This window comes from Streptomyces sp. CNB091, assembly GCF_000377965.1.
Window position 1 is genome coordinate 266,562 of sequence record NZ_KB898995.1, and the last position, 24,979, is coordinate 291,540.

General features: G+C 72.0%; 28 protein-coding genes. 21 read left to right on the forward strand and 7 right to left on the reverse strand.

Translation table 11 applies throughout. The annotated features are described in order from the left end of the window. The first annotated feature begins 25 nt into the window (after nt 1-25). Together D581_RS0112935 and D581_RS0112940 are read left to right on the forward strand one after the other, a co-directional pair. Nucleotides 26-979, forward strand: coding sequence for a heme o synthase (locus tag D581_RS0112935; protein WP_078625792.1), 954 nt, complete (start codon nt 26-28; stop codon nt 977-979). A gap of 93 nt (nt 980-1,072) precedes the next feature. Then, nucleotides 1,073-1,450: a hypothetical protein gene (locus D581_RS0112940; RefSeq protein ID WP_018957640.1), complete on the forward strand. Its 378-nt coding sequence runs from the start codon at nt 1,073-1,075 to the stop codon at nt 1,448-1,450. A 173-nt stretch (nt 1,451-1,623) separates the two neighbouring features. Here the strand turns inward: D581_RS0112940 and D581_RS0112945 are convergent, their stop codons facing one another. The 3 genes from D581_RS0112945 to D581_RS0112955 all read right to left on the reverse strand — a co-directional run bounded on the left by D581_RS0112945 (nt 1,624) and on the right by D581_RS0112955 (nt 4,401). Next, complete coding sequence (locus D581_RS0112945) at nt 1,624-2,607, reverse strand: COX15/CtaA family protein (protein ID WP_018957641.1); 984 nt, start codon at nt 2,605-2,607, stop codon at nt 1,624-1,626. Between the two features lie 88 nt (nt 2,608-2,695). Further along, a complete protein-coding gene (locus D581_RS0112950) occupies nt 2,696-3,463 on the reverse strand; it encodes an ABC transporter permease (protein ID WP_018957642.1) in 768 nt (255 codons plus the stop codon). After that, complete coding sequence (locus D581_RS0112955; protein ID WP_018957643.1) at nt 3,460-4,401, reverse strand: ABC transporter ATP-binding protein; 942 nt, start codon at nt 4,399-4,401, stop codon at nt 3,460-3,462. The genes D581_RS0112950 and D581_RS0112955 overlap by 4 nt, the downstream gene beginning before the upstream one ends. 135 nt (nt 4,402-4,536) lie before the next feature. Here D581_RS0112955 and D581_RS0112960 point away from each other — a divergent pair, with 135 nt between their 5' ends. The 9 genes from D581_RS0112960 to D581_RS0113000 all read left to right on the forward strand — a co-directional run bounded on the left by D581_RS0112960 (nt 4,537) and on the right by D581_RS0113000 (nt 11,555). Continuing rightward, nucleotides 4,537-5,280, forward strand: coding sequence for a helix-turn-helix transcriptional regulator (locus tag D581_RS0112960; protein ID WP_018957644.1), 744 nt, complete (start codon nt 4,537-4,539; stop codon nt 5,278-5,280). Beyond that, a complete protein-coding gene (sufB, locus tag D581_RS0112965) occupies nt 5,277-6,698 on the forward strand; it encodes a Fe-S cluster assembly protein SufB (protein ID WP_018957645.1) in 1,422 nt (473 codons plus the stop codon). Before D581_RS0112960 ends, sufB begins: the two co-directional genes overlap by 4 nt. Nucleotides 6,699-6,799: 101 nt before the next feature. Continuing rightward, nucleotides 6,800-7,981, forward strand: coding sequence for a Fe-S cluster assembly protein SufD (gene sufD / locus D581_RS0112970; protein WP_018957646.1), 1,182 nt, complete (start codon nt 6,800-6,802; stop codon nt 7,979-7,981). Beyond that, nucleotides 7,981-8,298, forward strand: a complete 318-nt coding sequence (locus D581_RS0112975) for a bifunctional 3-phenylpropionate/cinnamic acid dioxygenase ferredoxin subunit (protein ID WP_003969893.1) — start codon at nt 7,981-7,983, stop codon at nt 8,296-8,298. Before sufD ends, D581_RS0112975 begins: the two co-directional genes overlap by 1 nt. 7 nt (nt 8,299-8,305) lie before the next feature. Then, a complete protein-coding gene (gene sufC / locus D581_RS0112980; RefSeq protein ID WP_018957647.1) occupies nt 8,306-9,070 on the forward strand; it encodes a Fe-S cluster assembly ATPase SufC in 765 nt (254 codons plus the stop codon). Then, nucleotides 9,067-10,335, forward strand: a complete 1,269-nt coding sequence (locus D581_RS0112985) for a cysteine desulfurase (RefSeq protein ID WP_018957648.1) — start codon at nt 9,067-9,069, stop codon at nt 10,333-10,335. The genes sufC and D581_RS0112985 overlap by 4 nt, the downstream gene beginning before the upstream one ends. Nucleotides 10,336-10,345: 10 nt before the next feature. Further along, on the forward strand, nt 10,346-10,801 hold the full coding sequence (gene sufU / locus D581_RS0112990; RefSeq protein WP_026290469.1) for a Fe-S cluster assembly sulfur transfer protein SufU: 456 nt from the start codon (nt 10,346-10,348) through the stop codon (nt 10,799-10,801). Then, nucleotides 10,798-11,136: a metal-sulfur cluster assembly factor gene (locus tag D581_RS0112995; protein ID WP_003969897.1), complete on the forward strand. Its 339-nt coding sequence runs from the start codon at nt 10,798-10,800 to the stop codon at nt 11,134-11,136. The genes sufU and D581_RS0112995 overlap by 4 nt, the downstream gene beginning before the upstream one ends. 53 nt (nt 11,137-11,189) lie before the next feature. Beyond that, complete coding sequence (locus D581_RS0113000) at nt 11,190-11,555, forward strand: VOC family protein (RefSeq protein WP_018957650.1); 366 nt, start codon at nt 11,190-11,192, stop codon at nt 11,553-11,555. A 22-nt stretch (nt 11,556-11,577) separates the two neighbouring features. Here D581_RS0113000 and D581_RS0113005 read toward each other — a convergent pair whose 3' ends face one another. Continuing rightward, on the reverse strand, nt 11,578-12,564 hold the full coding sequence (locus D581_RS0113005) for a DUF7847 domain-containing protein (RefSeq protein WP_018957651.1): 987 nt from the start codon (nt 12,562-12,564) through the stop codon (nt 11,578-11,580). Nucleotides 12,565-12,851: 287 nt separating this feature from the next. Between D581_RS0113005 and D581_RS0113010 the strand changes: the two genes are divergently transcribed. Further along, nucleotides 12,852-13,178 carry a DMT family transporter gene (locus D581_RS0113010; RefSeq protein ID WP_018957652.1) on the forward strand — a complete coding sequence of 109 codons (327 nt, stop codon included), beginning with the start codon at nt 12,852-12,854 and terminating at the stop codon, nt 13,176-13,178. Next, nucleotides 13,178-13,735 carry a TetR family transcriptional regulator gene (locus D581_RS0113015; protein ID WP_018957653.1) on the forward strand — a complete coding sequence of 186 codons (558 nt, stop codon included), beginning with the start codon at nt 13,178-13,180 and terminating at the stop codon, nt 13,733-13,735. The genes D581_RS0113010 and D581_RS0113015 overlap by 1 nt, the downstream gene beginning before the upstream one ends. An 84-nt stretch (nt 13,736-13,819) precedes the next feature. Here the strand turns inward: D581_RS0113015 and D581_RS01000000137145 are convergent, their stop codons facing one another. Next, entirely contained in the window at nt 13,820-16,255 is a 2,436-nt protein-coding gene (locus D581_RS01000000137145; protein ID WP_018957654.1) for an AfsR/SARP family transcriptional regulator, read from the reverse strand. Nucleotides 16,256-16,687: 432 nt separating this feature from the next. On the opposite strand from D581_RS01000000137145, the gene D581_RS0113025 reads away from it, so the two are divergent. From D581_RS0113025 to dapD, 7 genes are all read left to right on the forward strand, one after another. After that, nucleotides 16,688-16,909, forward strand: coding sequence for a hypothetical protein (locus D581_RS0113025; RefSeq protein WP_018957655.1), 222 nt, complete (start codon nt 16,688-16,690; stop codon nt 16,907-16,909). Between the two features lie 48 nt (nt 16,910-16,957). Beyond that, entirely contained in the window at nt 16,958-17,173 is a 216-nt protein-coding gene (locus D581_RS0113030; RefSeq protein ID WP_018957656.1) for a hypothetical protein, read from the forward strand. A gap of 260 nt (nt 17,174-17,433) precedes the next feature. Further along, a complete protein-coding gene (locus D581_RS0113035; protein WP_018957657.1) occupies nt 17,434-17,997 on the forward strand; it encodes a MauE/DoxX family redox-associated membrane protein in 564 nt (187 codons plus the stop codon). After that, nucleotides 17,994-18,656 carry a redoxin domain-containing protein gene (locus D581_RS0113040; protein WP_018957658.1) on the forward strand — a complete coding sequence of 221 codons (663 nt, stop codon included), beginning with the start codon at nt 17,994-17,996 and terminating at the stop codon, nt 18,654-18,656. Before D581_RS0113035 ends, D581_RS0113040 begins: the two co-directional genes overlap by 4 nt. Beyond that, on the forward strand, nt 18,653-20,638 hold the full coding sequence (locus tag D581_RS0113045; protein WP_018957659.1) for an ABC transporter ATP-binding protein: 1,986 nt from the start codon (nt 18,653-18,655) through the stop codon (nt 20,636-20,638). The genes D581_RS0113040 and D581_RS0113045 overlap by 4 nt, the downstream gene beginning before the upstream one ends. After that, complete coding sequence (locus D581_RS01000000137150; RefSeq protein WP_018957660.1) at nt 20,635-21,105, forward strand: S26 family signal peptidase; 471 nt, start codon at nt 20,635-20,637, stop codon at nt 21,103-21,105. The genes D581_RS0113045 and D581_RS01000000137150 overlap by 4 nt, the downstream gene beginning before the upstream one ends. A 148-nt stretch (nt 21,106-21,253) precedes the next feature. Beyond that, nucleotides 21,254-22,252, forward strand: a complete 999-nt coding sequence (gene dapD / locus D581_RS0113055; RefSeq protein ID WP_018957661.1) for a 2,3,4,5-tetrahydropyridine-2,6-dicarboxylate N-succinyltransferase — start codon at nt 21,254-21,256, stop codon at nt 22,250-22,252. 5 nt (nt 22,253-22,257) lie between these two features. Here the strand turns inward: dapD and D581_RS0113060 are convergent, their stop codons facing one another. Further along, nucleotides 22,258-23,142, reverse strand: a complete 885-nt coding sequence (locus D581_RS0113060) for a 4-hydroxy-tetrahydrodipicolinate synthase (RefSeq protein ID WP_018957662.1) — start codon at nt 23,140-23,142, stop codon at nt 22,258-22,260. A 112-nt stretch (nt 23,143-23,254) separates the two neighbouring features. Here D581_RS0113060 and D581_RS0113065 point away from each other — a divergent pair, with 112 nt between their 5' ends. Next, nucleotides 23,255-24,013, forward strand: a complete 759-nt coding sequence (locus D581_RS0113065) for a DUF4232 domain-containing protein (RefSeq protein ID WP_018957663.1) — start codon at nt 23,255-23,257, stop codon at nt 24,011-24,013. 30 nt (nt 24,014-24,043) lie between these two features. On the opposite strand, the gene D581_RS0113070 is transcribed toward D581_RS0113065, so the two are convergent. Beyond that, nucleotides 24,044-24,817: a phosphodiesterase gene (locus D581_RS0113070; RefSeq protein WP_018957664.1), complete on the reverse strand. Its 774-nt coding sequence runs from the start codon at nt 24,815-24,817 to the stop codon at nt 24,044-24,046. Nucleotides 24,818-24,979 lie beyond the last annotated feature (162 nt).

Sequence of the window (24,979 nt, forward strand, 5' to 3'; positions counted from 1 at the left end):
GCTTGCTGGGATTTCTCTGTCAGGGGTGTGCGTGACGGCCGTTGAGTCCCGACCCGCAGGGGTCGCCTTGACTCCCAGCCCGGGGGGCCATCGCCCGTTCGGGGCCCGCGTCAAGGCTTTCGTGGCGCTTACCAAGCCACGGATCATCGAGCTGTTGCTCATCACCACCGTTCCGGTGATGTTCCTCGCTGCCCAGGGTGTACCCGACCTGTGGCTCGTTCTCACTACCACCATCGGGGGATATCTCTCCGCCGGCGGCGCCAACGCGCTGAACATGTACATCGACCGGGACATCGACGCGCTGATGGACCGTACGTCCCAGCGCCCGCTGGTCACCGGCATGGTCAGCCCCCGCGAATGCCTCGCCTTCGGCATCGCCCTCGCGGTGGTCTCCACGCTCTGGTTCGGTCTGCTCGTCAACTGGCTCTCGGCCGCTCTCGCGCTCGGCGCGCTGCTGTTCTACGTCGTCGTCTACACGATGCTGCTGAAGCGCCGCACGTCCCAGAACATCGTCTGGGGCGGCATCGCGGGCTGCATGCCGGTCCTCATCGGCTGGTCGGCCGTGACGAACGAGCTTTCCTGGGCCGCCGTCATCCTCTTCGCCGTCATCTTCTTCTGGACGCCGCCGCACTACTGGCCGCTCTCTATGAAGGTCAAGGACGACTACGCCCGGGTCGGTGTCCCGATGCTTCCGGTGGTCGCCTCCAACCGGGTGGTCGCCAGGCAGATCGTCCTCTACAGCTGGGTGATGGTCGCGGTCTCGCTGCTGCTCACCCCGCTCGGCTACACCGGCTGGTTCTACACCGCGGTGGCGCTGCTGTCCGGCGGCGCCTGGCTCTGGGAGGCCCACGGCCTGCAGAACCGGGCCAAGTCCGGGGTGACCGGGGCCAAGCTCAAGGAGATGCGGCTGTTCCACTGGTCGATCACCTACGTCTCCCTCCTCTTCCTCGCGATCGCGGTGGACCCCTTCCTCCGCTGAGGCACCCTCTTTCCGCGTACGGGCGGGTCGCGTGGCACAAGCCACGCGACCCGCCCGTCGCCAGTTCATCTACCCGTCGGTAGCATCCTGTTCATGGCAGAGACGGCAGCAGACGCAGCGGACACCGGACAGACCTCACGCACGGACGCCAGGAAGGCGGCGCGCGCCGAGCGCAGGGCGGCGAAGCTCGCCCGGGAGATCGGCGCCTTCGCCAAGGAGCACGGCGGCGCCGAGGGGCAGGTCGCCTACCTCGGCCAGGCGGGCGCCCGCATCGTCCTGGTCGGCGAGGACGGCGCCTGGGGCGACCTCGTGGCCCCGACCTACGCCGTGGCCGAGAACGCGGCGCGGAAGTCCGGCATCACGATGCACGAGGAGTTCGACGGCGAGTTCGCGCTCAAGGTCCGCACCGGCCCGTACGAGTGGTCCCGGATGGCCGGCATCCAGGTCGGCGGCCCCTCCAACGACCGCTGAGACGACGGCCGGCCGCGGAGGCGACGGCCGGCCGCTGAGGTGACGGTGCCGTTGGCGCCCGTCCCTGCTCGGGCTCGAAGCGCACGGTGTACGGGCCCGGCGTCAAGGAGCCACGGCATACGTGAGGGGGCGGCGGGCCACCGGCCCGCCGCCCCCTCACGCGTGTCCGTCCGTCAGACCGCCGCCGGTGTCGACTCCGGCTGCTCGGTGGACGGGCCGGGCAGCGGGGCGGCGGCGTCGTCGCCGCGCTCGCGCATGCTCAGCACGAGCCGGATCACGGCGATCCACAGGATGGCCGAGCCGAACATGTGGATGCCGACCAGGATCTCGGGGACGTCGCTGAAGTACTGGACGTACCCGATCGCGCCTTGGGCGAGCAGCACGACCAGCAGGTCGCGGGCGCGGGCGCGGGTGTCGGCGGGCGCGTCGACCGCCCGCAGGGCCAGCCACATCGCGATGGCCAGGGCGCAGACGACCCAGGCGGAGATGGCGTGCACATGGGCGGCGGCCGACCAGTCCCACGGCATGCGCGGTACGTCGCTGCTGTCTCCCGCGTGCTTGCCGGAGCCGGTCACCGAGGTGCCCAGCACGATGAGGATCACCGTGGTCGCCACGATCGCCCAGGCCAGACGCCGTACCGGCAGCGGAGCCCGGGGGCGCGGCGGGCCGTCGCCCTCGCCGACCCGCACCCAGGTGATCACGGTGACCGCGAGAAGCGCGTTGGCCAGCAGGAAGTGCCCGGCCACCGTCCAGGGGTTGAGGCCCGCCCAGACCGTGATCCCACCAAGGACGGCGTTGCCCAGCACGATCCAGAACTGCAGCCAGGCCAGCCGCGCGAGCTTGCGGCGGCGCGGCTTGACCGAACTGATGGCGATGATCGCCCAGCCGACCGCGGCCGACAGGACGTAGGTCAGCATCCGGTTGCCGAACTCGATCGCGCCGTGCAGTCCCTGTTCGGGCGTCGCGAACAGACTGTCGTCGGTGCACTTGGGCCAGGTGTCGCAGCCGAGGCCCGAACCGGTGAGCCGGACGGCCCCGCCGGTGACGATGATGAAGACGCTCATCATGACGGCGGAGAGCGCGGCGCGCTTCACCACCCTGGTGGACGGCGTCCAGCGCTTGGCGATGAGGGAGATGGGGGTTTCCACGCGGACCATCGTAGGACGGGGCTTGTGCATGATTTCACGAGGGGGTGGGTTCGTGCCCGGTTGCCCGCACACGTCCCCGGAACCCGCCCCGATCGGGCTACTCCCAGCGGAAGAACTTCGCCGCCGCGCCGAGCCCCAGCACCGCCCACACCACCAGGATCCCGGCCTGCGTCCACGGCATCGACGCACCGTGCTGGAGGACGTCCCGCAGGCCCTCGGAGAGTGCCGATACGGGCAGCAGCCCCAGCACCGACTGCACGGCGTCCGGGAACTTCTCCAGCGGCACGATGACCCCGCCGCCGACCAGCAGCAGCAGGAAGACCAGGTTGGCGGCGGCGAGCGTCGCCTCCGCCTTGAGCGTCCCCGCCATCAGCAGCCCGAGCCCGGAGAACGCGGCCGTGCCCAGCACCAGGAGCAGCAGCACCGAGAGCGGGTTGCCCTGCGGCGACCAGCCCAGGGCGAAGGCGATCGCCGTCAGCAGCACGATCTGGAGCACCTCGGTGACCAGCACCGACAGCGTCTTCGCGGTCATCAGCGCCCAGCGGGGCAGCGGGGAGGCCCCCAGCCGCTTGAGGACCCCGTAACGGCGTTCGAAGCCGGTGGCGATGGCCTGGCCGGTGAAGGCGGTGGACATCACGGCGAGCGCCAGGATGCCCGGGGCCAGGAAGTCGACCGACGCGCCCGAGCCGGTGTCCACGATGTCGACCGCGCTGAACAGCACCAGCAGCAGCGCCGGGATGATCACCGTCAGCAGCAGCTGCTCGCCGTTGCGCAGCAGCATCCGGGTCTCCAGCGCGGTCTGCGCGGCGATCATCCGGGGGAGCGGGGCCGCGCCGGGGCGCGGGGTGTACGTACCGGCGCTCATGCGCGCAGCTCCTTGCCGGTCAGCTTCTTGCCGGTCAGTTCGAGGAAGACGTCCTCCAGGGTGTGCCGCTCCACGGAGATGCCCTCGGGCATCACGCCGTGCTGGGCGCACCAGGAGGTCACCGTGGCCAGCAGCTGCGGGTCGATGGACCCGGTGATCCGGTACGTCCCAGGCAGCGGCTCGGCGGCCCCGGAGCCGTCGGGCAGCGCCTTGACGAGCGAGCCGAGGTCGAGGCCCGGGCGTCCGGTGAAGCGCAGGGTGTTCTCCGCGCCGCCCCGGCAGAGCGCGTCCGGGCTGCCCTGGGCGATGACCCGGCCCGCGTCGATGATCGCGACGTCGTCGGCGAGCGCCTCGGCCTCGTCCATGAAGTGGGTCGTGAGCACCACGGACACCCCGTCGGCGCGCAGCTCGCGCACCAGGTCCCAGGTGGAGCGGCGGGCCCCCGGGTCGAGCCCGGCGGTCGGCTCGTCCAGGAACAACAGCTCGGGCCGGCCGACCACCGCCATGGCCAGCGAGAGGCGCTGCTGCTGGCCGCCGGAGAGCCGCCGGTAGGTGGTGCGGCCGCAGTCGCCGAGGCCGAGGCGCTCGATCAGGGCGTCCACGTCGAGGGGGTGGGCGTGCAGCTTGGCCATGTGGCGGAGCATCTCGTCCGCGCGCGCACCGGAGTAGACGCCGCCGGACTGGAGCATCACCCCGATCCGCGGGCGCAGCCGCTCCGCGTCGGCGACCGGATCGAGGCCGAGGACCCGTACGGTGCCGGCGTCGGGGCGGCGGTAGCCCTCGCAGGTCTCGATCGTGGTGGTCTTCCCGGCGCCGTTCGGGCCGAGGACGGCGGTCACCGCGCCGGTGGCGACCACCAGATCGAGGCCGTTCACCGCGGTCTTCGTGCCGTACCGCTTCACCAGGCCCTTGACCTGTACGACGGGCTCGTTCTCCATGGCGCACCAGTCTAGGCAGCCCTCCGGGGAGGACGGCCCCCGGGGCAGATTAGGTAACCCTAAGTGACGAACCACACCGTTGATCGTTCCGGGGCGTGGTTGTCAGAGCCGAAGGAATTACGCAACAATGGTGTTGTGAAATACGACGGACGGGCTCCTCAGGAGGAACTCGCGACCGGTGAGCGCTCGACGCGCAACCGGGTCGCGCGCTCCATCCTGGACCACGGCCCCTCCACCGCCGCGGACCTCGCCAAGCGCGTCGGCCTCACCCAGGCCGCCGTCCGCCGCCACCTGGACGCCCTCGTCTCCGACGATGTCGTCGAGGCCCGTGAACAGCGGGTCTACGGGACGCGGAGCCGAGGCAGGCCCGCCAAGGTGTTCGCCCTGACGGACTGCGGCCGGGACGCCTTCGACCAGTCCTACGACAAGCTGGCCGCCGACGCGCTGCGCTTCATCGCCGAGTCCGGGGGCGACGAGGCGGTCCTCGCCTTCGCCCGCGCCCGGATGGCCGCGGTGGGCGAGGCGTACCGCGCCGCGGTCGAGGCCGCGGCGCCCGAAGGGCGCACCGAGGCCCTGGCCAAGGCCCTGTCGGCCGACGGGTACGCTGCTATGGCGCGAAGCGCGCCGGGCCCGCAGCAGGGCGAGCAGCTGTGCCAGCACCACTGCCCGGTGGCGCATGTCGCTGAGCAGTTCCCACAGCTGTGCGAGGCGGAGACGGAATTCTTCTCCAGCCTCCTCGGGACCCATGTGCAGCGTCTGGCCACCCTCGCCCACGGCGATGGCGTGTGCACGACCTACGTGCCGCGCAGTGGCCACGCTCCACCCCCACAGACCACCCATTCAGCATCTGCAAGCACGGCCGGGAGGAACCCCGCATGACGCTCCCCACGGAGACTGCCCACCCTGAGCTCGAGGGTCTGGGTACGTACGAATTCGGCTGGGCCGACTCCGACGCGGCAGGCGCGGCGGCGAAGCGCGGCCTCTCCGAGGCTGTCGTCCGCGACATCTCGGAGAAGAAGAACGAGCCCGAGTGGATGCTGAAGCTGCGGCTCAAGGGCCTCAAGCTCTTCGGCAAGAAGCCCATGCCGAACTGGGGCTCCGACCTGTCGGGCATCGACTTCGACAACATCAAGTACTTCGTGCGGTCCACGGAGAAGCAGGCGGCCTCCTGGGAGGAGCTGCCCGAGGACATCAAGAACACGTACGACAAGCTCGGCATCCCCGAGGCGGAGAAGCAGCGCCTCGTCGCCGGCGTCGCCGCGCAGTACGAGTCCGAGGTCGTCTACCACCAGATCAACGAGGAGCTGGAGGCGCAGGGTGTCATCTTCATGGACACCGACACCGCGCTGAAGGAGCACCCGGAGCTCTTCAAGGAGTACTTCGGCACCGTCATCCCCGTCGGTGACAACAAGTTCGCCTCGCTGAACTCGGCCGTGTGGTCCGGCGGATCGTTCATCTACGTGCCCAAGGGCGTCCACGTGGAGATCCCGCTCCAGGCCTACTTCCGTATCAACACGGAGAACATGGGCCAGTTCGAGCGGACGCTGATCATCGTCGACGAGGACGCCTACGTCCACTACGTCGAGGGCTGCACCGCCCCGATCTACTCCTCGGACTCGCTGCACAGCGCCGTGGTCGAGATCATCGTGAAGAAGGGCGGCCGCTGCCGCTACACGACGATCCAGAACTGGTCGAACAACGTCTACAACCTGGTCACCAAGCGGGCCGTGGCCTACGAGGGCGCGACCATGGAGTGGGTCGACGGCAACATCGGCTCCAAGGTGACCATGAAGTACCCGGCCGTCTACCTGATGGGCGAGCACGCCAAGGGCGAGACCCTGTCCATCGCCTTCGCGGGCGAGGGCCAGCACCAGGACGCCGGCGCCAAGATGGTCCACATGGCCCCGAACACCTCCTCCAACATCGTCTCCAAGTCGGTGGCGCGAGGCGGCGGCCGTACGTCCTACCGCGGTCTGATCGAGATCGGCGAGGGCGCGCCGGGCGCGAAGTCCAACGTGCTCTGCGACGCTCTGCTCGTCGACACGATCTCCCGCTCGGACACCTACCCCTACGTCGACGTCCGCGAGGACGACGTGTCGATGGGCCACGAGGCGACCGTCTCCAAGGTCTCCGAGGACCAGCTCTTCTACCTCATGAGCCGCGGACTCACCGAGTTCGAGGCCATGGCGATGATCGTGCGCGGCTTCGTCGAGCCGATCGCGAAGGAGCTGCCCATGGAGTACGCCCTGGAGCTCAACCGGCTGATCGAGCTGCAGATGGAGGGTTCGGTCGGCTAGCTCCTCGACCGAGGGCCACCGGGACGGCCGTTCGCGGCCGTCCCCGCACTCCCACCGAACCACCCCCCTTCTTGACTGAGAAAGCGAGCACTACGACAGCCATGGCTGAGGCTCAGAACACTCCGGTGGGCTCCACCACCGCCGGCTCCATCGCGGTGGCCGCCGAGTCGACCGTCGCCACCCGCATGAGCGCGCCCCCGTCCTTCGACGTCGCGGACTTCCCCGTCCCGCACGGCCGCGAGGAGGAGTGGCGCTTCACGCCGCTGGAGCGGCTGCGCGGTCTGCACGACGGCACCGCGGTCGCGAACGGCGGCGGCGTGAAGGTCGCGATCGAGGCCCCCGAGGGCGTCACGGTCGAGACCGTCGGCCGCGACGACTCCCGGCTCGGCAAGGCCGGCACCCCGGTGGACCGGGTCGCCGCCCAGGCGTACAGCTCCTTCGAGCAGGCCTCGGTCGTCACGGTCGCCAAGGAAGCCGTGCTCACCGAGCCGGTCCGGATCACCGTGCACGGCGAGGGCGGCGTCGCCTACGGCCACCAGCTCATCCAGCTGGGCGCCTTCGCCGAGGCCGTCGTCGTCATCGACCACACCGGTGACGCGGTGCTCGCCGCCAACGTCGACTACGTGCTCGGCGACGGCGCGAAGCTGACCGTCGTCTCCGTCCAGGACTGGGACGACACGGCCGTCCACGTCGGCCAGCACAACGCGCTGGTCGGCCGGGACGCCTCGTTCAAGTCGATCGTCGTCACCTTCGGCGGCGACGTCGTCCGCCTGCACCCCCGGGTGGCCTACGCGGCCCCCGGCGGCGAGGCGGAGCTCTTCGGCCTGTACTTCACCGACAAGGGCCAGCACCAGGAGCACCGCCTCCTGGTCGACCACAACACCCCGCACTGCAAGTCCAACGCGGTGTACAAGGGCGCTCTCCAGGGCGACGGCGCGCACGCCGTCTGGATCGGCGACGTCCTCATCCAGGCCGCGGCGGAGGGCACCGACACCTACGAGATGAACCGGAACCTCGTCCTCACCGACGGCGCCCGGGTCGACTCCGTGCCCAACCTGGAGATCGAGACCGGCGAGATCGTCGGCGCCGGCCACGCCTCGGCGACCGGCCGCTTCGACGACGAGCAGCTCTTCTACCTCCAGTCCCGCGGCATCCCGGCCGAGGAGGCCCGCCGTCTCGTCGTGCGCGGCTTCTTCGCCGAACTGGTCCAGCAGATCGGTCTGCCGGACGTCGAAGCGCGTCTCCTCGAGAAGATCGAGACCGAGCTGAAGGCGTCCGTCTGATGTCCTTCGTCAAGGCCTGTGCGCTGAGTGAGCTGGAGGACGACACCCCCAAGCGGGTGGAGCTCGACGGCACACCCGTCTCCGTCGTCCGCACCGAGGGCGAGGTGTTCGCGATCAACGACATCTGCTCGCACGCGAACGTCTCCCTCTCGGAGGGCGAGGTGGAGGACTGCGCGATCGAGTGCTGGCTGCACGGATCGTCGTTCGACCTCCGCACCGGCAAGCCGTCCGGCCTTCCCGCGACGCGCCCCGTCCCCGTATACCCCGTAAAGATCGAAGGGGACGATGTGCTCGTCTCCGTCACCCAGGAGTCCTGAGTCACCCATGGCAACGCTTGAAATCCGCGACCTGCACGTCACCGTCGAGGCCGACAACGCCACGAAGGAGATCCTCAAGGGCGTCGACCTGACCGTGAAGCAGGGCGAGACCCACGCCATCATGGGCCCCAACGGGTCCGGCAAGTCCACCCTCGCGTACTCGCTCGCGGGTCACCCCAAGTACACGATCACCAGTGGCACGGTCACCCTGGACGGCGAGGACGTCCTGGAGATGTCCGTCGACGAGCGGGCCCGCGCCGGCCTGTTCCTCGCCATGCAGTACCCGGTCGAGATCCCCGGTGTCTCGGTCTCCAACTTCCTGCGCACCTCCGCCACCGCCATCCGCGGCGAGGCCCCCAAGCTGCGTACGTGGGTCAAGGAGGTCAAGGAGACGATGGCCGGGCTCCAGATGGACCCCGCCTTCGCCGAGCGCAACGTCAACGAGGGCTTCTCCGGCGGTGAGAAGAAGCGCCACGAGATCCTTCAGCTGGAGCTCCTCAAGCCGAAGATCGCCGTCCTGGACGAGACCGACTCCGGCCTGGACGTCGACGCGCTCAAGACCGTCTCCGAGGGTGTCAACCGGGTCCGCGAGACCGGCGAGGTCGGCACCCTGCTGATCACGCACTACACCCGCATCCTGAAGTACATCAAGCCCGACTTCGTGCACGTCTTCGCCAACGGCCGTATCGCGGCCTCCGGCGGCGCCGAGCTGGCCGACCAGCTGGAGAACGAGGGCTACGAGGCCTACACGAAGGGCGGCGCTTCAGCGTGACTGACGCCCGACAGGGGCTCACCGGCCTCCTCGACACCGAGGCGATCCGCAAGGACTTCCCGATCCTGGACCGCACGGTCCACGACGGCAAGAAGATCGTGTACCTGGACTCCGCGGCGACCTCGCAGAAGCCGCGTCAGGTCCTCGACGCGCTCAACGAGTACTACGAGCGTCACAACGCGAACGTGCACCGCGGCGTCTACACGATCGCCGAGGAGGCCACCGCGCTGTACGAAGGCGCCCGCGACAAGGTCGCGGCCTTCATCAACGCGCCGAGCCGCAACGAGGTGATCTTCACCAAGAACGCCTCGGAGTCGCTCAACCTCGTGGCGAACATGCTCGGCTGGGCGGACGAGCCCTATCGGGTGGACAGTGACACGGAGATCGTCACCACGGAGATGGAGCACCACTCCAACATCGTGCCGTGGCAGCTGCTCTCGCAGCGCACCGGCGCGAAGCTGAAGTGGTTCGGCATCACCGACGACGGCAGGCTCGACCTGTCGAACATCGACGAGATCATCACCGAGAAGACGAAGATCGTCTCCTTCACGCTGGTCTCGAACATCCTGGGCACCGTCAACCCGGTCGAGCAGATCATCCGCCGCGCCCAGCAGGTCGGCGCGCTGGTCTGCATCGACGCCTCGCAGGCGGCCCCGCACATGGTGCTGGACGTGCAGGCGCTCCAGGCCGACTTCGTGGCCTTCACGGGCCACAAGATGGTCGGCCCGACGGGCATCGGCGTGCTGTGGGGACGGCAGGAGCTCCTGGAGGACCTGCCGCCCTTCCTCGGCGGCGGCGAGATGATCGAGACCGTGTCGATGCACTCCTCGACGTACGCCCCCGCGCCGTACAAGTTCGAGGCCGGTACGCCCCCGATCGCCCAGGCCGTCGGCCTCGGCGCGGCCGTGGACTACCTCTCGGCGATCGGCATGGAGAAGATCCACCAGCATGAGAAGGCGATCACCGAGTACGCGGTGAAGCGCCTCCTGGAGGTCCCGGACCTGCGGATCATCGGTCCGGCGACGGCCGAGGACCGCGGGGCCACGATCTCCTTCACGCTCGGCGACATCCACCCGCACGACGTGGGCCAGGTCCTCGACGAGCTGGGCATCGCCGTCCGGGTCGGCCACCACTGCGCCCGCCCGGTCTGCCTGCGGTACGGAATTCCCGCGACGACGCGAGCGTCGTTCTATCTGTACTCCACGCCCGCCGAGGTCGACGCCCTGGTGGACGGTCTGGAGCACGTCCGGAACTTCTTCGGCTGAGGGTTGACTGGTGAAGCTTGAATCCATGTACCAGGAAGTCATCCTGGACCACTACAAGCACCCCCACGGGCGCGGCCTGCGGGACGGCGATGCCGAGGTGCACCACACCAATCCGACGTGCGGCGACGAGATCACGCTGCGGGTGAAGTACGACGGCGAGACCATCGCCGACGTGAGCTACGACGGCCAGGGCTGCTCCATCAGCCAGGCCAGCGCCTCCGTGCTGAACGAGCTGCTCGTCGGCAAGGAGCTGTCCCAGGCGCGGAAGATCCAGGAGACCTTTCTGGAGCTGATGCAGTCCAAGGGCCAGCTGGAGCCGGACGACGCGATGGAGGAGGTGCTGGAGGACGCCGTCGCGTTCGCCGGCGTCTCCAAGTACCCCGCCCGGGTCAAGTGCGCGCTGCTGAGCTGGATGGCGTGGAAGGACGCGACGGCCAAGGCGCTGTCCGAAGGGAAGACCGCATGAGCGACAACGAGACCGCGACCATGAAGCCGGCCTCCGAGGAGGAGGTCCGCGAGGCGCTGTACGACGTCGTCGACCCCGAGCTGGGCATCGACGTCGTCAACCTGGGCCTGATCTACGGCATCCACGTCGACGACGCCAACATCGCCACCCTCGACATGACCCTGACGTCCGCGGCCTGCCCGCTGACCGACGTCATCGAGGACCAGGCGAAGTCCGCCACGGACGGCATCGTCAACGAGCTCCGGATCAACTGGGTCTGGATGCCGCCGTGGGGCCCGGACAAGATCACCGACGACGGACGCGAGCAGCTCCGCGCGCTGGGGTTCAACGTCTGACACGCTCCGCGAAGAGCGATGAACGGCCATGCCCGCCAGGCAGACTGGCGGGCATGGCCGTTTCCCTGTACCACATCGCCGTCGACGCTCACGACCTGCCGCTCGTCGCCCGCTTCTGGAGCGCGGTGCTGGACTGGCAGGTGCTCTTCGAGCACGAGGAGGAGATCGTCATCGGCGCGCACGAGACCGCGCTGCCGGGCATGTGCTTCCTCCCCGTGCCGGAGGGGAAGACGGTCAAGAACCGGCTGCACATCGACCTGACACCGGACGACCAGGACGCCGAGGTCGAGCGGATCCTCGCACTCGGCGCCCGGCGGGTGGACGTCGGGCAGGGGCCGGACGCCACCTTCGTGGTGATGGCCGATCCGGAGGGCAACGAGTTCTGTGTGCTGCGCCCCAAGCGGACCCTGACCGACTGAGCCGGACCCGGCCCCCGCGTGCTCAGACGTGGGAGGGCGGCGGTCCGTACTGCTCGGGCAGGGTCGTCGCCGCCGCCTCGGCCAGGACCGGGCCCAGGTTCTCCTTGCGCATCCGGAGGTCGACATACAGCAGGCCGACCACCAGCGGGGGGAAGATCGCCGTGAACAGCTGGGCGATCATCTGGCTGATGAACGACAGCAGCATCACGCCGCCGAGCACCGCGATGATCTCCCCGCCGCTCGGGTCCGCGTCCATGTCCGCCGGGTCGAACACGCCGGGGAGCAGGCCGACCATCTGGAACGGCATCTGGATGGTGTAGCCGATCACGGCCGCGAGTCCGACGGCGAGCAGCCAGACGCCGAAGACCCGCCACCAGTTGCCGCGCACCAGCTGGACCGAGCGGCGCAGGGCGGCGACCGGACGCTGCTGCTCGAAGACCACGACCGTCGGGGCCAGGGAGAAGCGGACGTAGAGCCACATCGCCACCGGTGCGACGAGCAGGGCTCCGAGGAAGCCGACCACCATCAGCGGCACGACGCCGTCCTCGTCGCCCAGCGACACGGCGTAGATCATCAGCCCGGCGATGGCGCCCATCATGAGCGCCATCGGGACGAGCATGATCAGCCCGGTCAGGAACACCGTGCCGAGGATCGACCAGACCCGCGACCACGCCCGCCTCCAGACCTCCCCGAAGCCGATCGGGCGGCCCAGGACGGCTTCCTGGAGGACCACCGGGACCGCCGCCTGCACCACGGCGGACGCCAGCAGGTAGACGATCATGCCGATGACCATCAGCACGCCGAACGCGACGCCCAGCGGGACCAGTTGCGCCGCGTCCGGAGATCCCGGGGAGCCAGCAGTCAGTTCGTCCCACTGGCTCGCGACGGCGGCGCCGGCGGCCACCAGCGCGGCGATCATCACGAGCGTCGCCGCGCCGAACAGCGTCAGGGCGATCCCGATCAGCGGTTTCCAGTACCGCCCGAGCGTCGAGAAGGCGCCGCTGAGCATGTCCGAGACCCTCAGCGGCGCCAGGGGTATGACCCCCGGCTTGGGCGGTGCGGCCCACCCGCTGTTCCATCCCCCGCCCGGTCCCTGCGCGCCCCCGTGGAAGGGCCCCCCACCGTGAGGTGCGCCCCCGTACGGGCCGCCGCCCCACCCTGCGTCCTGCGCCACTGCGTCTCCGTCGTGTCGTCGGCCCGTGTCACGGGCCGTTTGGTCGGTCGGCACACCGTAGCGCCCCCGACGTGGGCCGATGATATGTACGGCCGTACGCAACGTTGGGTACAGTCGTACCCATGGGATACGCATACGGACTTCTGGCCGCCGCCATCGCGGCGGAGGTGGCCGGGACGACGGCCATGAAGTACAGCGAGGGCTTCACCCGGCTCTGGCCCTCGATCGGCACCGTGGTGGGCTACCTCATCGCCTTCACCCTGCTCGCCCAGACCCTCAAGACGCTCTCCGTGGGCTCCGCCTACGCCATCTGGGCCGGCGTCGGCACCGCGGCCGTCGCCCTCATCGGGATCCTGTTCCTGGGGGAGGCCGGCGGCCTGGCCAAGATCATGGGCATCGCCCTGATCGTGGCCGGGGTCGTCGTCCTCAACCTGGGCGGGGCGCACTGATGGCCCGGCGGTACGACCCCGGGCGGCGGACGAAGATCATCGACGCCGCGCTGCGGGTGATCGCGGCCGACGGCATGGCCGGCCTCAGCCACCGCACCGTGGCCGCCGAGGCCGATGTGCCGCTCGGTTCGACCACGTACCACTTCGGCTCCCTCGACGAACTCCTGGTCGCCGCCCTGCGCCGGTGCAACGAGAACTTCGTGCGGGAACTGCGCGGCAGCGAGGCCCTGGCGGGACCCGTCGGCTCCGCCGGTCTCGCGGAGGAGCTGACGCGGTTGCTGGGCCGGTGGTTCGCGGGCGAACGCGGGGCGATCGAGCTGGAGTACGAGCTGTACCTCGCGGCCCTGCGACGCCCCGTGCTGCGCCCCGTCGCCGCCGAATGGACCGAGGAGGCCGTCGAGCTGCTCTCCCGGCACACCGACCCGGAGACCGCGCGGGCGCTCGTCGCACTGCTGGACGGCATCTGTCTCCAGGTGCTCCTCACCGGCGGCACGTTCGACGCGCCCTGCACCCGCGAGATGCTGGCCCGGATCGTGGACGGCGGCAGCAGTCGCTGATGCTCACCGCGAGCCCGCCCCGCGCCGTCTCCCTCACCGGCGTGTTCGGGTAGCGCGGTCGCCGCTCCGCCGGGACGTGATCCCTCACGCCAGGCACGGCGACGTCGGCGCGGCCCCCGCCGGTACCCGGCCCCCACCATCCTCGCCGTCCGCACCGCCTCCCCGCGCCCCGGTCTCCACCACGGCGTACCCCGCGCGACGGCTGTGGACGGTCCGGCGGCGCGCCCCGCCGGACAGCTCGCCCCTGCCCGCTCCCGCGGCCCTGCCCCCTGCCCCGTACGCCCGGCCCTGCCGCGGCACCAGGCCGTCCAGTACCAGGGCCAGTTCCCACGCCACCGAGTCCCACTCCCGCCGCTCCGCCAGTCGTCGGGCGGCGGTGAGACACGCCCATTCGGCGTGGAACCACGCCCCCGCCGCACGCCGGTCGGCGGGCCGTTCCGGGGTCACCCCCGGCAGCGGCGGCCCCAGCCACACCGGCCGACGCCCGTACGGGCCCAGCAGCCGACGGGCCGCCCACGCGGTGTGCGCGTAGTGGTCCAGCACCCGCCGCAGCGCCCGCTCGAACGGCCCCGCTTCCCGCAGTTCGGCCGAGAACACCCGTACCAGCCCGTGCATGCGGTACCGGCCGGGCCAGTGCTGCTCCAGCAGATGGACCGCCTCCAGCTCCCGCAGCAGCACCCGCGCCGACGCCGGGGAACAGCCCAGCAGACTCCCCGCGGCGCCCAGCCCGATGTCCGGCCCCGGCACCGCCGACAGCAACCGGAACGCCCCGGCCGCGGCACCGCTCAGCGCCCGGTACGACAGACCCAGCGCGGTCCGGACATCCGCCGACGGATCACCCGTGCCCAGAGCGGTCAGCCGGCCCGTCGCGTCCCGCAGCTCCTCGGCGAGGTCCGCCAGCGGAAAGCCAGGCCGGGCCGCCGCCCGCGCGGCGACCACGCCGAGCGCCAGCGGCAGACCCGAGCACCGCTCCAGGACGGCCGCCGTCGACTCCGGCTCGGCCGCCAGCCGCGCCTCGCCCAACCGGTGCCCGAGGAGTTCCCGGGAGTCCGCCCGGGACAGGGTGGACAGCGACACCGCGTGTGCCCCCTGGGTGACGGCGAGCCCCGTCAGCCGACGGCGGCTGGTGACCAGTACGGCGGCCCCCGCGCTCCCCGGCAGCAGCGCCGCGACCTGTTCGGCGTCGGCCGCGTCGTCCAGCACGATCAGCACCCGGCGGTCCGCGACCAGGCTCCGGTACAGCCCGGCGAGCGCCTGCCGGCCCGCCGGCGCCGCCGCCGGGTCCACGCCGAGACCGCACAGCAGCAGTCGGAGCGCCGCGGCGGGCGTCAGCGGACCGCCCGAGCGGGCGAACCCGCGCAGATCCACGTACAACTGCCCGTCGGGGAATCGGCAGATGTTGCGGTGCGCCCAGTGCAGCGCCACCGAGGTCTTCCCCACCCCCGCGCCGCCGCTGATGACACACACCGGCCCCGCGCCGGGGCCGCCGGGTCCCGCCATGCCCGCCGCCATGCCCGCCGTCTCGTCCGCCGTCTCGTCCCCCGTCTCGTCCGGAGACCGGCCCAACGCCTCGTCCAGCAGGGCGAGCTCGGACGTACGCCCGGTGAAGTGCCGTGTCGCCGAGGGCAGCTCGCGCGGCACCGTGCCGACCCGCGCGCCACCGGGGAGCGGCCGGGAGTCCGCTCCCGTGGGCGCTCCGGACGTCGTGAAGGAGCCCAGCGCCGGCGGGCCCGGCCGCCCGACCGACCCGAGCGTCGCATCGCCTGCCAGCACCCGTTGATGCAGCCGCCGCAGCTCCGGCCCCGGATCGCTGCCCAACTCCTCCGCCAGCGCGCACCGCACCCGTTCGAAGCAGCGCAGCGCATCCGCCGTCCGTCCGCTGCGGCTCAGCGCGGTCATCAACTGGGCGGTCAGCCGCTCGTCCCAGGGGCGCTCGTCGTGGCAGGCGCCCAGTTCCGGCAGGAGCGCGCCGTGACACCCCAGCCGCAGTGCCACGTCGTTGCGGTCCAGGCGGCAGGCGTGCCGTTGCTCCGACAGCGAGACCCGTGCCGCGTTGAACCACGGGGTGTCCACGGCCGCGAACGGCTCGCCCCGCCACAGCGCGAGCGCCCGGTCGTACAGCTCCAGCGCACCGCCGTCGTCGGTGGACCGCGCGCGGACGACGAGATCGCGGAAGAGATGCACATCCACCGTGCCCGGACCGGCCGGCACCGTGTACCCGCCGGGCCGCCGCACGATCGCGGGCAGCCCCGGATCAGCACCGTCCGGTACGACGCCGTCCGGCGCGGGCCGCTCCAGCGCCCGCCTCAGCCGTGACAGATAGGTGTGCACGGCCGCCGCGACCCGGCGCGGCGGCCGGTCGCCCCAGACCCGCTCCGCCAGGCCGTCCACCGGAACCACCCGGTCCACATCCATCAGCAGGGCCGCCAGGACGGTCCGCTGCCGGGCCGGGCCCAGATCCACCCGGCGCCCGTCCCGACGGGCCTCGATCTCCCCGAGGACTCCGTACCAGATTGCCAACGTGCTCCGCCCGTCTGCTGAGTGCCGTCCCACCAGCCGCCGCCGGTTTCAGATCCGATCAAGATTCCTGCAAGAGCGCCCACGGAGGCTGACGGGGTCGAAGGCGCTCCCACGCAACCGGCCGGGAGCACACCGCGGGTCTCTCACCAACCGAGAGGATTTCCCTGCACAAGAGGTTCCAGAAGCCGCCCGGCGCTTCGGCCGACCGTCCGCATCCCGGGCGGCCGGCCCCACCGGGCGTCGGTAGCCGAAGGCTCGCCGACCGGGCGACCCGGCTCCGCCACGGGGCCGCAACAGGCCCCTTGAACGACCGTGGTCCGCCACATCCGGGCGGACAGCGGTCGGCTTCCCCCGCGCCACCGCTGCGAGCGCCGCACCGGCCGACCGGCCCGCCCCGGGCCGGCCGCTCACCCGCTGACCGAAGGATCTGCCATGCGTGCCTGGTTCGAGAACCTCTCCGATGCCCTGATCGACCGCCTGGTCCCGAAGACCGAGGCTGCCGCCGCCGTCGAGTGCTGGACCGAGGAGGTCTGCCAGCAGGGGCCGCTCCAGCTCTGCGGCTCCACCGGCCGCTGGGGTTACTTCATCTACCAGGTGTGCGCCGACGGCACCCGCAGCTTCCGGGGCGTCCGCTGCGCCCGCTGTAACGGCTGACCGGCCCCCGGGCATCCCCTCTCACTCACCGAAGACGAAAGGATCTCCATGCGCGACTGGATCCGGAACCTGTCCGATTCGCTGGTCGACCGCCTGGTCCCCCGGGCGGAGGCGGCTGCCGCCGTCGAGTGCTGGACCGAGGAAGTGTGCAATTCGACGATGGTACCGATGTGCCACCGCACCGGCTTCAGGGCGATCTTCACCAGTCAGGTCTGTTCCGACGGAACCCAGGTGCTCCTGGGGAAGCGCTGCGTCTTCTGCTGACGGCACCCCCCGGAGAGGCGACCTGAAGGTGGCCTCTCCGGGGACGTGCTCCGTATGCGTGCCGCTCCCGGGTCATCGACCCGGGAGCGGCACGCACCACGGCCCGTCGGCAGCGCGGAAGGAACTCCTACCGCCGCCGGGGCGCCCGCGGTCAACCGCCCCGTTCCCACGGCGCCCACGGCTGAACCGACCCGCACCGCACCGACCGTGCCGCGCTGTCGGTGCCCCTCGCGGCCGCCCCCCTCAGAAAGGACACCCTCGTGGAACTCGTCGTCTGGGCTGTCCGTGGCTGTCTGCTGCTGGTGTTCACGCGCTCCGTCCTCGGCAAGGTTCAGAACCCGGCCGCCTTCGCGGAGTTCACCGGGACCGTGCGAGCCCTGCGGCTCCCCGGACCGTTGCCCGCCCGTCCCCTCGCCGCGCTGGTGGTGACCGCCGAGGCCGTCCTCGTACCGGCCTTCGCCCTGCCCGGCTTCCTCGCTCCGCCGACCGTACTCGTCGCCGGGCTCGGCATCGCCGCCGCACTGCTCGCCGCTTTCACCGCGCTGGCCGTCGCCGCCGCCCGTAGCGGCCGTCGGACGCCCTGCCGCTGCTTCGGCCGTACGACGACTCCGCTCGGCGCGGTACACGCCGTACGCAACTCCATCCTGCTGGCCGTGGCGATCACCGGCCTCGTAGCCATGGCCGTCGGCGGCCCGGGTACGGGCGATCCGGTGGCGGTGCTGACCGCCTCCCTCGCGGGCGCGGTCCTCGGCCTGCTCGTCACGGCCCTCGACGACCTCGTCACGCTCTTCCGTCCCCTGCCCCGAAAGGAAACCACCCCGTGAGTCCGCTCGCCGCCGCCGTCCTCGCCGTCGGAGCCCTGGCCATGGTCGACCTCGTACTCACCGTCGGAGTCGTCCGACGGCTGCGGGTCCACTCCGACCTGCTGCGACAGGCGTCGGCACCGGCCGCCGCCATGCCCGGGGGCATGTCCGGCATCGCGAGCGTCGGCACCCCTGTGCCCTCCTTCACCGCCGGCCCGTCCGACAGCCCCGTCACCGACCGGGATCTCACCGACGGAACCCTCGTCGCGTTCTTCTCGCCCACCTGCGAGCCCTGTCGCGACAAACTGCCCGGCTTCGTCGCCCGGTACGCGGACCGGCCCGAGGAGGCCCGGCAGGTGCTCGCCGTCGTCGTCAACGACTCCTACAGATCCTACGAAGCACTGGACCCGCACAGCTCACACGAAGCACCGGACCCGCACAGCTCACACGAAGCACCGGATCCGCACGGGCCGGGCATGTCGGACGAGGACGCCGGATCCATGGCCGCCGCCCTGGCCGCCGTGGTGCCGACCGTCCAGGAACCCTTTGGCGGCCCCATCACCACGGCGTTCGCCGCCAAGGCGTTTCCCAGCTGTGTACGGGTGGGGCACAGCCCTGACGGCGGTCTCGTGGTGACGGAAGTCGGCCGGTGGCCCCAGACCCCCGTCGCCGTCCGATGACCAGGCCCGCCCCCGCCGCCCGGCCCGACGACGAACCCGGCCACTCCCCGCTCCGTACCGTCCTGGTCGCCGCGGTCCGCCTGGCCCGCCGGGCGGCACCCGCCACCCTGACGGGCTGGCTGCTGCTCACGGTGGCCGCGTCCGCCGCCCCGGTCGCCGCCGCCTGGACCCTCAAGACCGTGATCGACCGCCTGGTCGCCGCCCCCTTCGCCGGCGGCTCCCTCACCGGCCCGGTTCTGCTGCTGGTCGGATGCGGTGTCGCCCTCGCCGTCGTCCCCCAGTTCCTCCAGTACCTGCGGGCCCAGCTCGGCCGGGCGGTCGGGTTGCGCGCTCAGGTCGAACTCCACACCGCCGTCGACCGGTTCACGGGCATCGGCCCCTACGAGAACCCGCGGTTCCTGGACCGGCTGCGCATGGCCCGTCAGTACGGCGGCACCGCGCCGGTCGACGCGGTCGGCAGCGTCATCGGCACCGTCGGCGCGGTGGTGACCCTCACCGGATTCCTCGGCGCGCTCACCCTGCTGGGCCCCTGGATGGCGGCGGCCGTCCTGACCTCCGGCGTCCTCGTCCTCGGCGCCGAGATCGCGCTCAGCCGCCGACGGGCCGCCCTCGTCTGGACGGTGGGCCCGGTGGAGCGCCGGGAGCTGTTCTACAGCGCACTGCTGACCGACCTGCGGGCCGCGAAGGAGATCCGGCTCTTCGGCCTGGGGCGCTTCCTCGGCGACCGGATGGTCGCGGAGCGCCGCACCTCGGACGCGGCGAAACGGGGCATGGACCGTCAGGAACTGGCCGTCCAGGCGGGACTCGCCCTGCTCTCCGCCCTGGTCGCCGGGGCCGGACTGCTGTGGGCGGTCTCGGCCGCCCGCTCGGGACAGATCACCGTCGGCGGGGTGACCGTCCTGGTCACCGCCCTGCCCGCGGTCCAGACGGCGCTGGCCGGACTCGCCGTCGAACTCGCCACGGGCCACCACGCCCTCCTGATGTTCCGCCACTTCCTCACCGTGACCGACGCCGGACCCGACCTGCCCGTACCCGCCCGGCCACGTCCCGTACCGCCGCTGCGCCACTCGGTGGAGTTCCGCGATGTGTGGTTCCGCTACGGGGAGGACCAGCCCTGGGTGCTCCGGGGCGTCGACCTGGTCCTGCCCGCCGGACAGGCCGTGGGCCTCGTCGGTCTCAACGGCGCCGGGAAGTCCACGCTGGTGAAGCTGGTGTGCCGGTTCTACGATCCCGTCCGGGGACAGATCCTCTGGGACGGCGTCGACCTGCGCGAACTGTGCCCGCGTGAGCTGCGCCGCCGGATGGGGGCCACCTTCCAGGACTTCATGGAGTACGACCTGACCGCCCGCGAGAACATCGCCCTCGGCGACCTCACCACACTCCGGGACCCCGACCGGGTGGCGGAGGCCGCCCGCGTCGCGGGAATCCACGACCGGCTGACCGGCCTGCCCCACGGTTACGACACCCTGCTGAGCCGGATCTTCTTCAGTGAGCGGGACAAGGACGACGCCACGACCGGAGTCGTCCTCTCCGGCGGACAGTGGCAGCGGCTCGCCCTCGCCCGCTCCCTGATCCGGGACGACGCCGACCTCCTCGTCCTCGACGAGCCCGGCTCCGGTCTCGATCCCGAGGCGGAGTACGAGATCCACCGCCGGCTGCGACACCACCGGGCGGGCCGGGCGGGGCTGCTCATCTCCCACCGCCTCAACACCCTGCGCGACGCGGACGTGATCGTGGTCCTGGAGGACGGCCGGATCGTCGAACGGGGACCGCACGCCGACCTGATGCGCCGTTCCGGGGTGTACGCCCGGTTGTTCACCCTCCAGGCCAGCGGGTACGCGCCCGACTCCGATGAGCACGACGCCGGTGCGCACGGCGCGGGGGCTTCCGTACCCACCCCGCCGGCCACCGCCGCCGTTGACGGGCCGCTGCCGCCCGCCGAGGTGGTGGCCGGAACCTCCCGGAGCGGAGGCCCCGCGTGATCGTGCGCCTCGCCCGCCGTCTGCTGCGGACCCGCCTGCTGGCCGTCACCGTCACCGGCCCGAGCATGGAACCCGCCCTCCACGACGGGGACCGCGTCCTGGTCCGCCGCCGCGCGCGCCGGGTGGCCCGGGGAGATGTCGTCGTCCTCGAACCGCCTCCCGGCGCGCGTGACGAGGGACTCGCGCACGAGGGCCTGATCATCAAACGGATCGCCGCCGGACCCGGCGACCCGGTTCCCGCGCTCATGGCCGAGCGGCTGGACGTACCCCCCGGCTCGATCGTGCCGCCCGGCCACTACCTGGTCCTGGGCGACAACCAGCCCGTGAGCGTCGACTCCCGTCGCTTCGGCTATGTCCCCCGCACGCTGCTGACCGGCAGGGTGATACGCCCCCTGCGTCGGCACACCCGCGTGGTCCCGGCGGATCCTCCCGTCCTGGTGGTGAAGCCGGTGATGGATGGCGGGTGACCGTTCGGGACCGCTCCGGCCACCGCCGCGCCCTGCTCGCCGCCGCCGCCGGCTGCCCGCACCGGGGGAGCAGGGGCGGGTGGCGGGAAAGGGGCCCCACGCCGAGACCGGTTCGCCCGAGCGGGCCCCGGCCCGTTAGGTTGCGTTCATGACCGACACGACTTCCCAGGGTTCTGCCCGCACCACCGGCGCCGTCGCCGCCGGCCTCGCCACCGTCGCCGGTGACGGCACCGTCCTCGACACCTGGTTCCCCGCCCCCGAGCTGACCTCCGACCCCGGCCCCGCCGGTACGACGCGCCTCAGCCCGGACGAGGCCGTCAACCGGCTCGGCGAGGGCGCCGCCAAGGCACTCGGCGTGGACGCCCGGCGCGGCGTGGAGATCGTCGCCGTGGCCACGGTCATCTCCTCGCTCGACGACAAGCCGCTCGACGCCCACGACGCCTATCTGCGTCTGCACCTGCTCTCGCACCGGCTGGTCAGGCCGCACGGCCAGAACCTCGACGGGCTGTTCGGGCTGCTCGCCAACGTCGCCTGGACCTCGCTCGGCCCGGTCGCCGTCGACGACCTGGAGCGCGTGCGGCTCAACGCCCGCGCCGAGGGCCTGCACCTCCAGGTCACCTCGGTCGACAAGTTCCCCCGGATGACGGACTACGTCGCCCCCAAGGGCGTACGCATCGCCGACGCCGACCGCGTCCGGCTCGGCGCGCACCTCGCCACCGGGACCACCGTCATGCACGAGGGCTTCGTCAACTTCAACGCGGGCACGCTCGGCACCTCCATGGTCGAGGGCCGCATCTCCGCGGGCGTCGTCGTCGGCGACGGCTCGGACATCGGCGGCGGCGCGTCCACCATGGGCACCCTCTCCGGTGGCGGCACGGAGCGCATCGTCATCGGCGAGCGCTGCCTGGTCGGCGCGGAGGCGGGCGTCGGGATCGCGCTCGGCGACGAGTGCGTCGTCGAGGCCGGTCTGTACGTCACCGCCGGCACCCGGGTCACGCTGCCGGACGGCCAGGTCGTCAAGGCTCGCGAGCTGTCCGGCGCCTCCAACATCCTCTTCCGCCGCAACTCGGTCACCGGCACCGTCGAGGCCCGCCCGAACAACGCGGTGTGGGGCGGCCTCAACGAGGTCCTGCACGCCCACAACTGACCCGTTCAGCAGGGAGCGAGGAGCTCCTCGTACGCCGCCCGCAGCCCGTCGGTCGCCTCGCGCCCGGCGGGCTGCAGCGGTTCCCGGACCGGTCCCGCGTCCAGGAGCGCCTTCACGGTGACGGTTCCGGGGAGGCCGCTCGCCATCATCAGTTCGGTGAGGCGCACCGTGAGCCCGTTGAGCCGGGCCGCCTCGTCGGTGCGGCCCGCGTCGAACGCGTCCAGCGGCGCCCGCACCTGGCGCGGGGCCACGTTCGCGACGGTGCTGACGTAACCCGCGCCGCCCACCGCGTACAACGGCAGGTTCAGCTCCTCGCAGCCCGAGTAGTACGCCAGCGAGGTGCGGGCCATCACCTTCGTCGAGCCGAGCAGGTCGTAGGCGCAGTCCTTCACCGCCACCACGCGCGGGTGGTCCGCCAGCCGCAGCAGGGTCTCCGGCTCGATCCGGGTGCCGGTGCGGCCGGGGATGTCGTACAGCATCAGCGGCAGTCCGGTGGAGTCCGCGACCCGCAGGAAGTACGCCTCGACGGCGGCCTGCGGCGGGCGGCTGTAGTACGGGCTGACCACCAGCAGTCCGTCCGCGCCCGCCCCCTCGGCTTCCCGCGCCAGGCGCAGGGTGTGCGCGGTGTCCGGGCCCCCGACGCCGGTGAGCAGCGGTACCCCGTCGCCGACCTCAGCCCGGACGGCCCGCAGCAGGGCGGATTTCTCGGCGTCCGTCGTGGTGGGGGACTCGCCCGTGGTGCCGCTGAGGACGATCCCGTCGCAGCCCTCCGCCACCAGGCGTGCGGCGTGCGCACGGGCGGCGTCGAGGTCCAGGGCCCCGGTGGCGGTGAAGGGCGTGATCATGGCGCAGAGCGTGCGGCCGAAGGGGCGCGATGCGGTGGCGGTCATGCCCGAAGTGTCGGCTCCCGGAACCTTGTAGGTCCACTTAGATCTTCTTGGGGCGACCGGCAAGGGACGCTGAAGAGTCCGTAGGGGCGGCTGCTCCGGCACCACTTCTGACATGATCGAACGCACGGACGACGGGCCGCGGCGGCGGGTCATGGTGACGGCCGCGGCGAGAGGTGGGGGCACCGGCATGGATGTGTACGTACGCGGGCGGGCGCGGGTGCGCGGACGGGCCTCCGCCGTGCTGCTGGCGGCGGCGCTGACCGCGCTGACCGGCTGCTCCGGATTTCTCGTCCCGGCCGGCGAGGGCGAAGAACCGGACCCCGCCCCGTCCGCCTCCGCGCCCCGCTCCGGCATCGTCCGCGCCGAGACGCTGCCCCCGACCCCCGCGCCCGCCTACGGGGAGACGGCGGGGACCGGCCCGGCCTCCACCCCGCCCGGGACCCCGCCGGAGAAGTGCCCCGCCTCCGGCGCCGTGGTGACCATGGGGGAGGTGCTGACCGCGATGATGAGCCGTGCGGTCGCCCTGACCCTGACCAACTGCGGCTCGAAGCCCTACCGGGTCGACGGCTACCCCTCGGTCCAGGCGCTCGGCGAGGACGGCGAACGCCTCCCCGTGAAGGTCAACCCGGCCGGTTCGCAGTTCGGCCGCGACCGGGGCCCCGAGGCGCTCACCCTGAAGCCGGGCGGCACCGCACGGTCGATGCTCGCCTGGGTCTCCACCCAGGAGGGCGGCGAGCTCGTCATGGCCGACGCCCTGGAGCTGGCCGCCGCCCCCGACGCGGGGGCGCGGGTCTACCCGCTGGAGGGTCACGACATCCGGTACATGGACGAGCTGAACATCACGGCCTGGCGGGCCGAGCCGCCCGAGTGACCGGTCCCGGGGCGGGGCCCGACCGGTCCTTCAGTCGTCGCCCACCGGCACGGTGTGCGTGACCCAGCCCGCGCCGGACGGTCCCCCCGGCAGGACGTGCAGCAGAAAGGCCGCCGGCTCGTCGGGGTAGCCGGGCACACCCTCCCGCAGCGCCAGCCCGCTCTGCCGGTACGTACTCGGCGCGACCGCCACCGTGCTGCCCGCGAAGGCCGCCGTGACCGGGCGGTGCACATGGCCCGCCAGCACCCGCACGACCCGGGGGTGCGCGGCGACCACCTCCGCCAGCGCGGGGCCGTCCGCCAGGCGCATCGCGTCCAGGAACGGAATGCCGACCGGAACCGGCGGATGGTGCAGACAGACCAGGGCCGGTACGCCGGGGCGCCGGGAGAGGTCCCGGTCCAGCCGGGCCAACTGCGCGGGACCCAGCCGACCGCCCGGCGCGCCGGCGACCCGCGAGTCCAGGACCACGACGGTGAACGCCGGGTGCTCCACCGCGTACGACGTCAGCGTCCCCCCGCCCAGGAAGCGCGTCCCGCCGAACGCGCCCACGAGGGCCTCCGGCACGTCGTGGTTGCCCGCCACCAGAAGCAGCGGCACCGGGAACGCGCCGACCTCCTCGCGCAGGGCCGCGTACTCGCCCGGCTCCCCGCGCTCGGTGAGATCACCGGTGATCACGACGCAGTCCGGGAGCGGGTCCAGGGCGAGCACCCGGCGCAGGGCGGCCCGCAGCCCGGCGGCGGGGGCCGCCGCCCCCGGACCGGTCGTGAGGTGCGGATCGCTCAGGTGCGCCACCGAGAGGGTCATGCCCCCACCCTTCCCCGGCCGGCCCCGGCCGCACCCAGGGCCGCTCACGCCCTGGGCGAACGGGGCGCGGGCGCCGCCAGGCGCAACAGCCTTGACCTCAACCGAACTTGAGGTGTCACCGTGGTGATCACGACGCACCGACCGGCGCGCGTGACGAAGGGA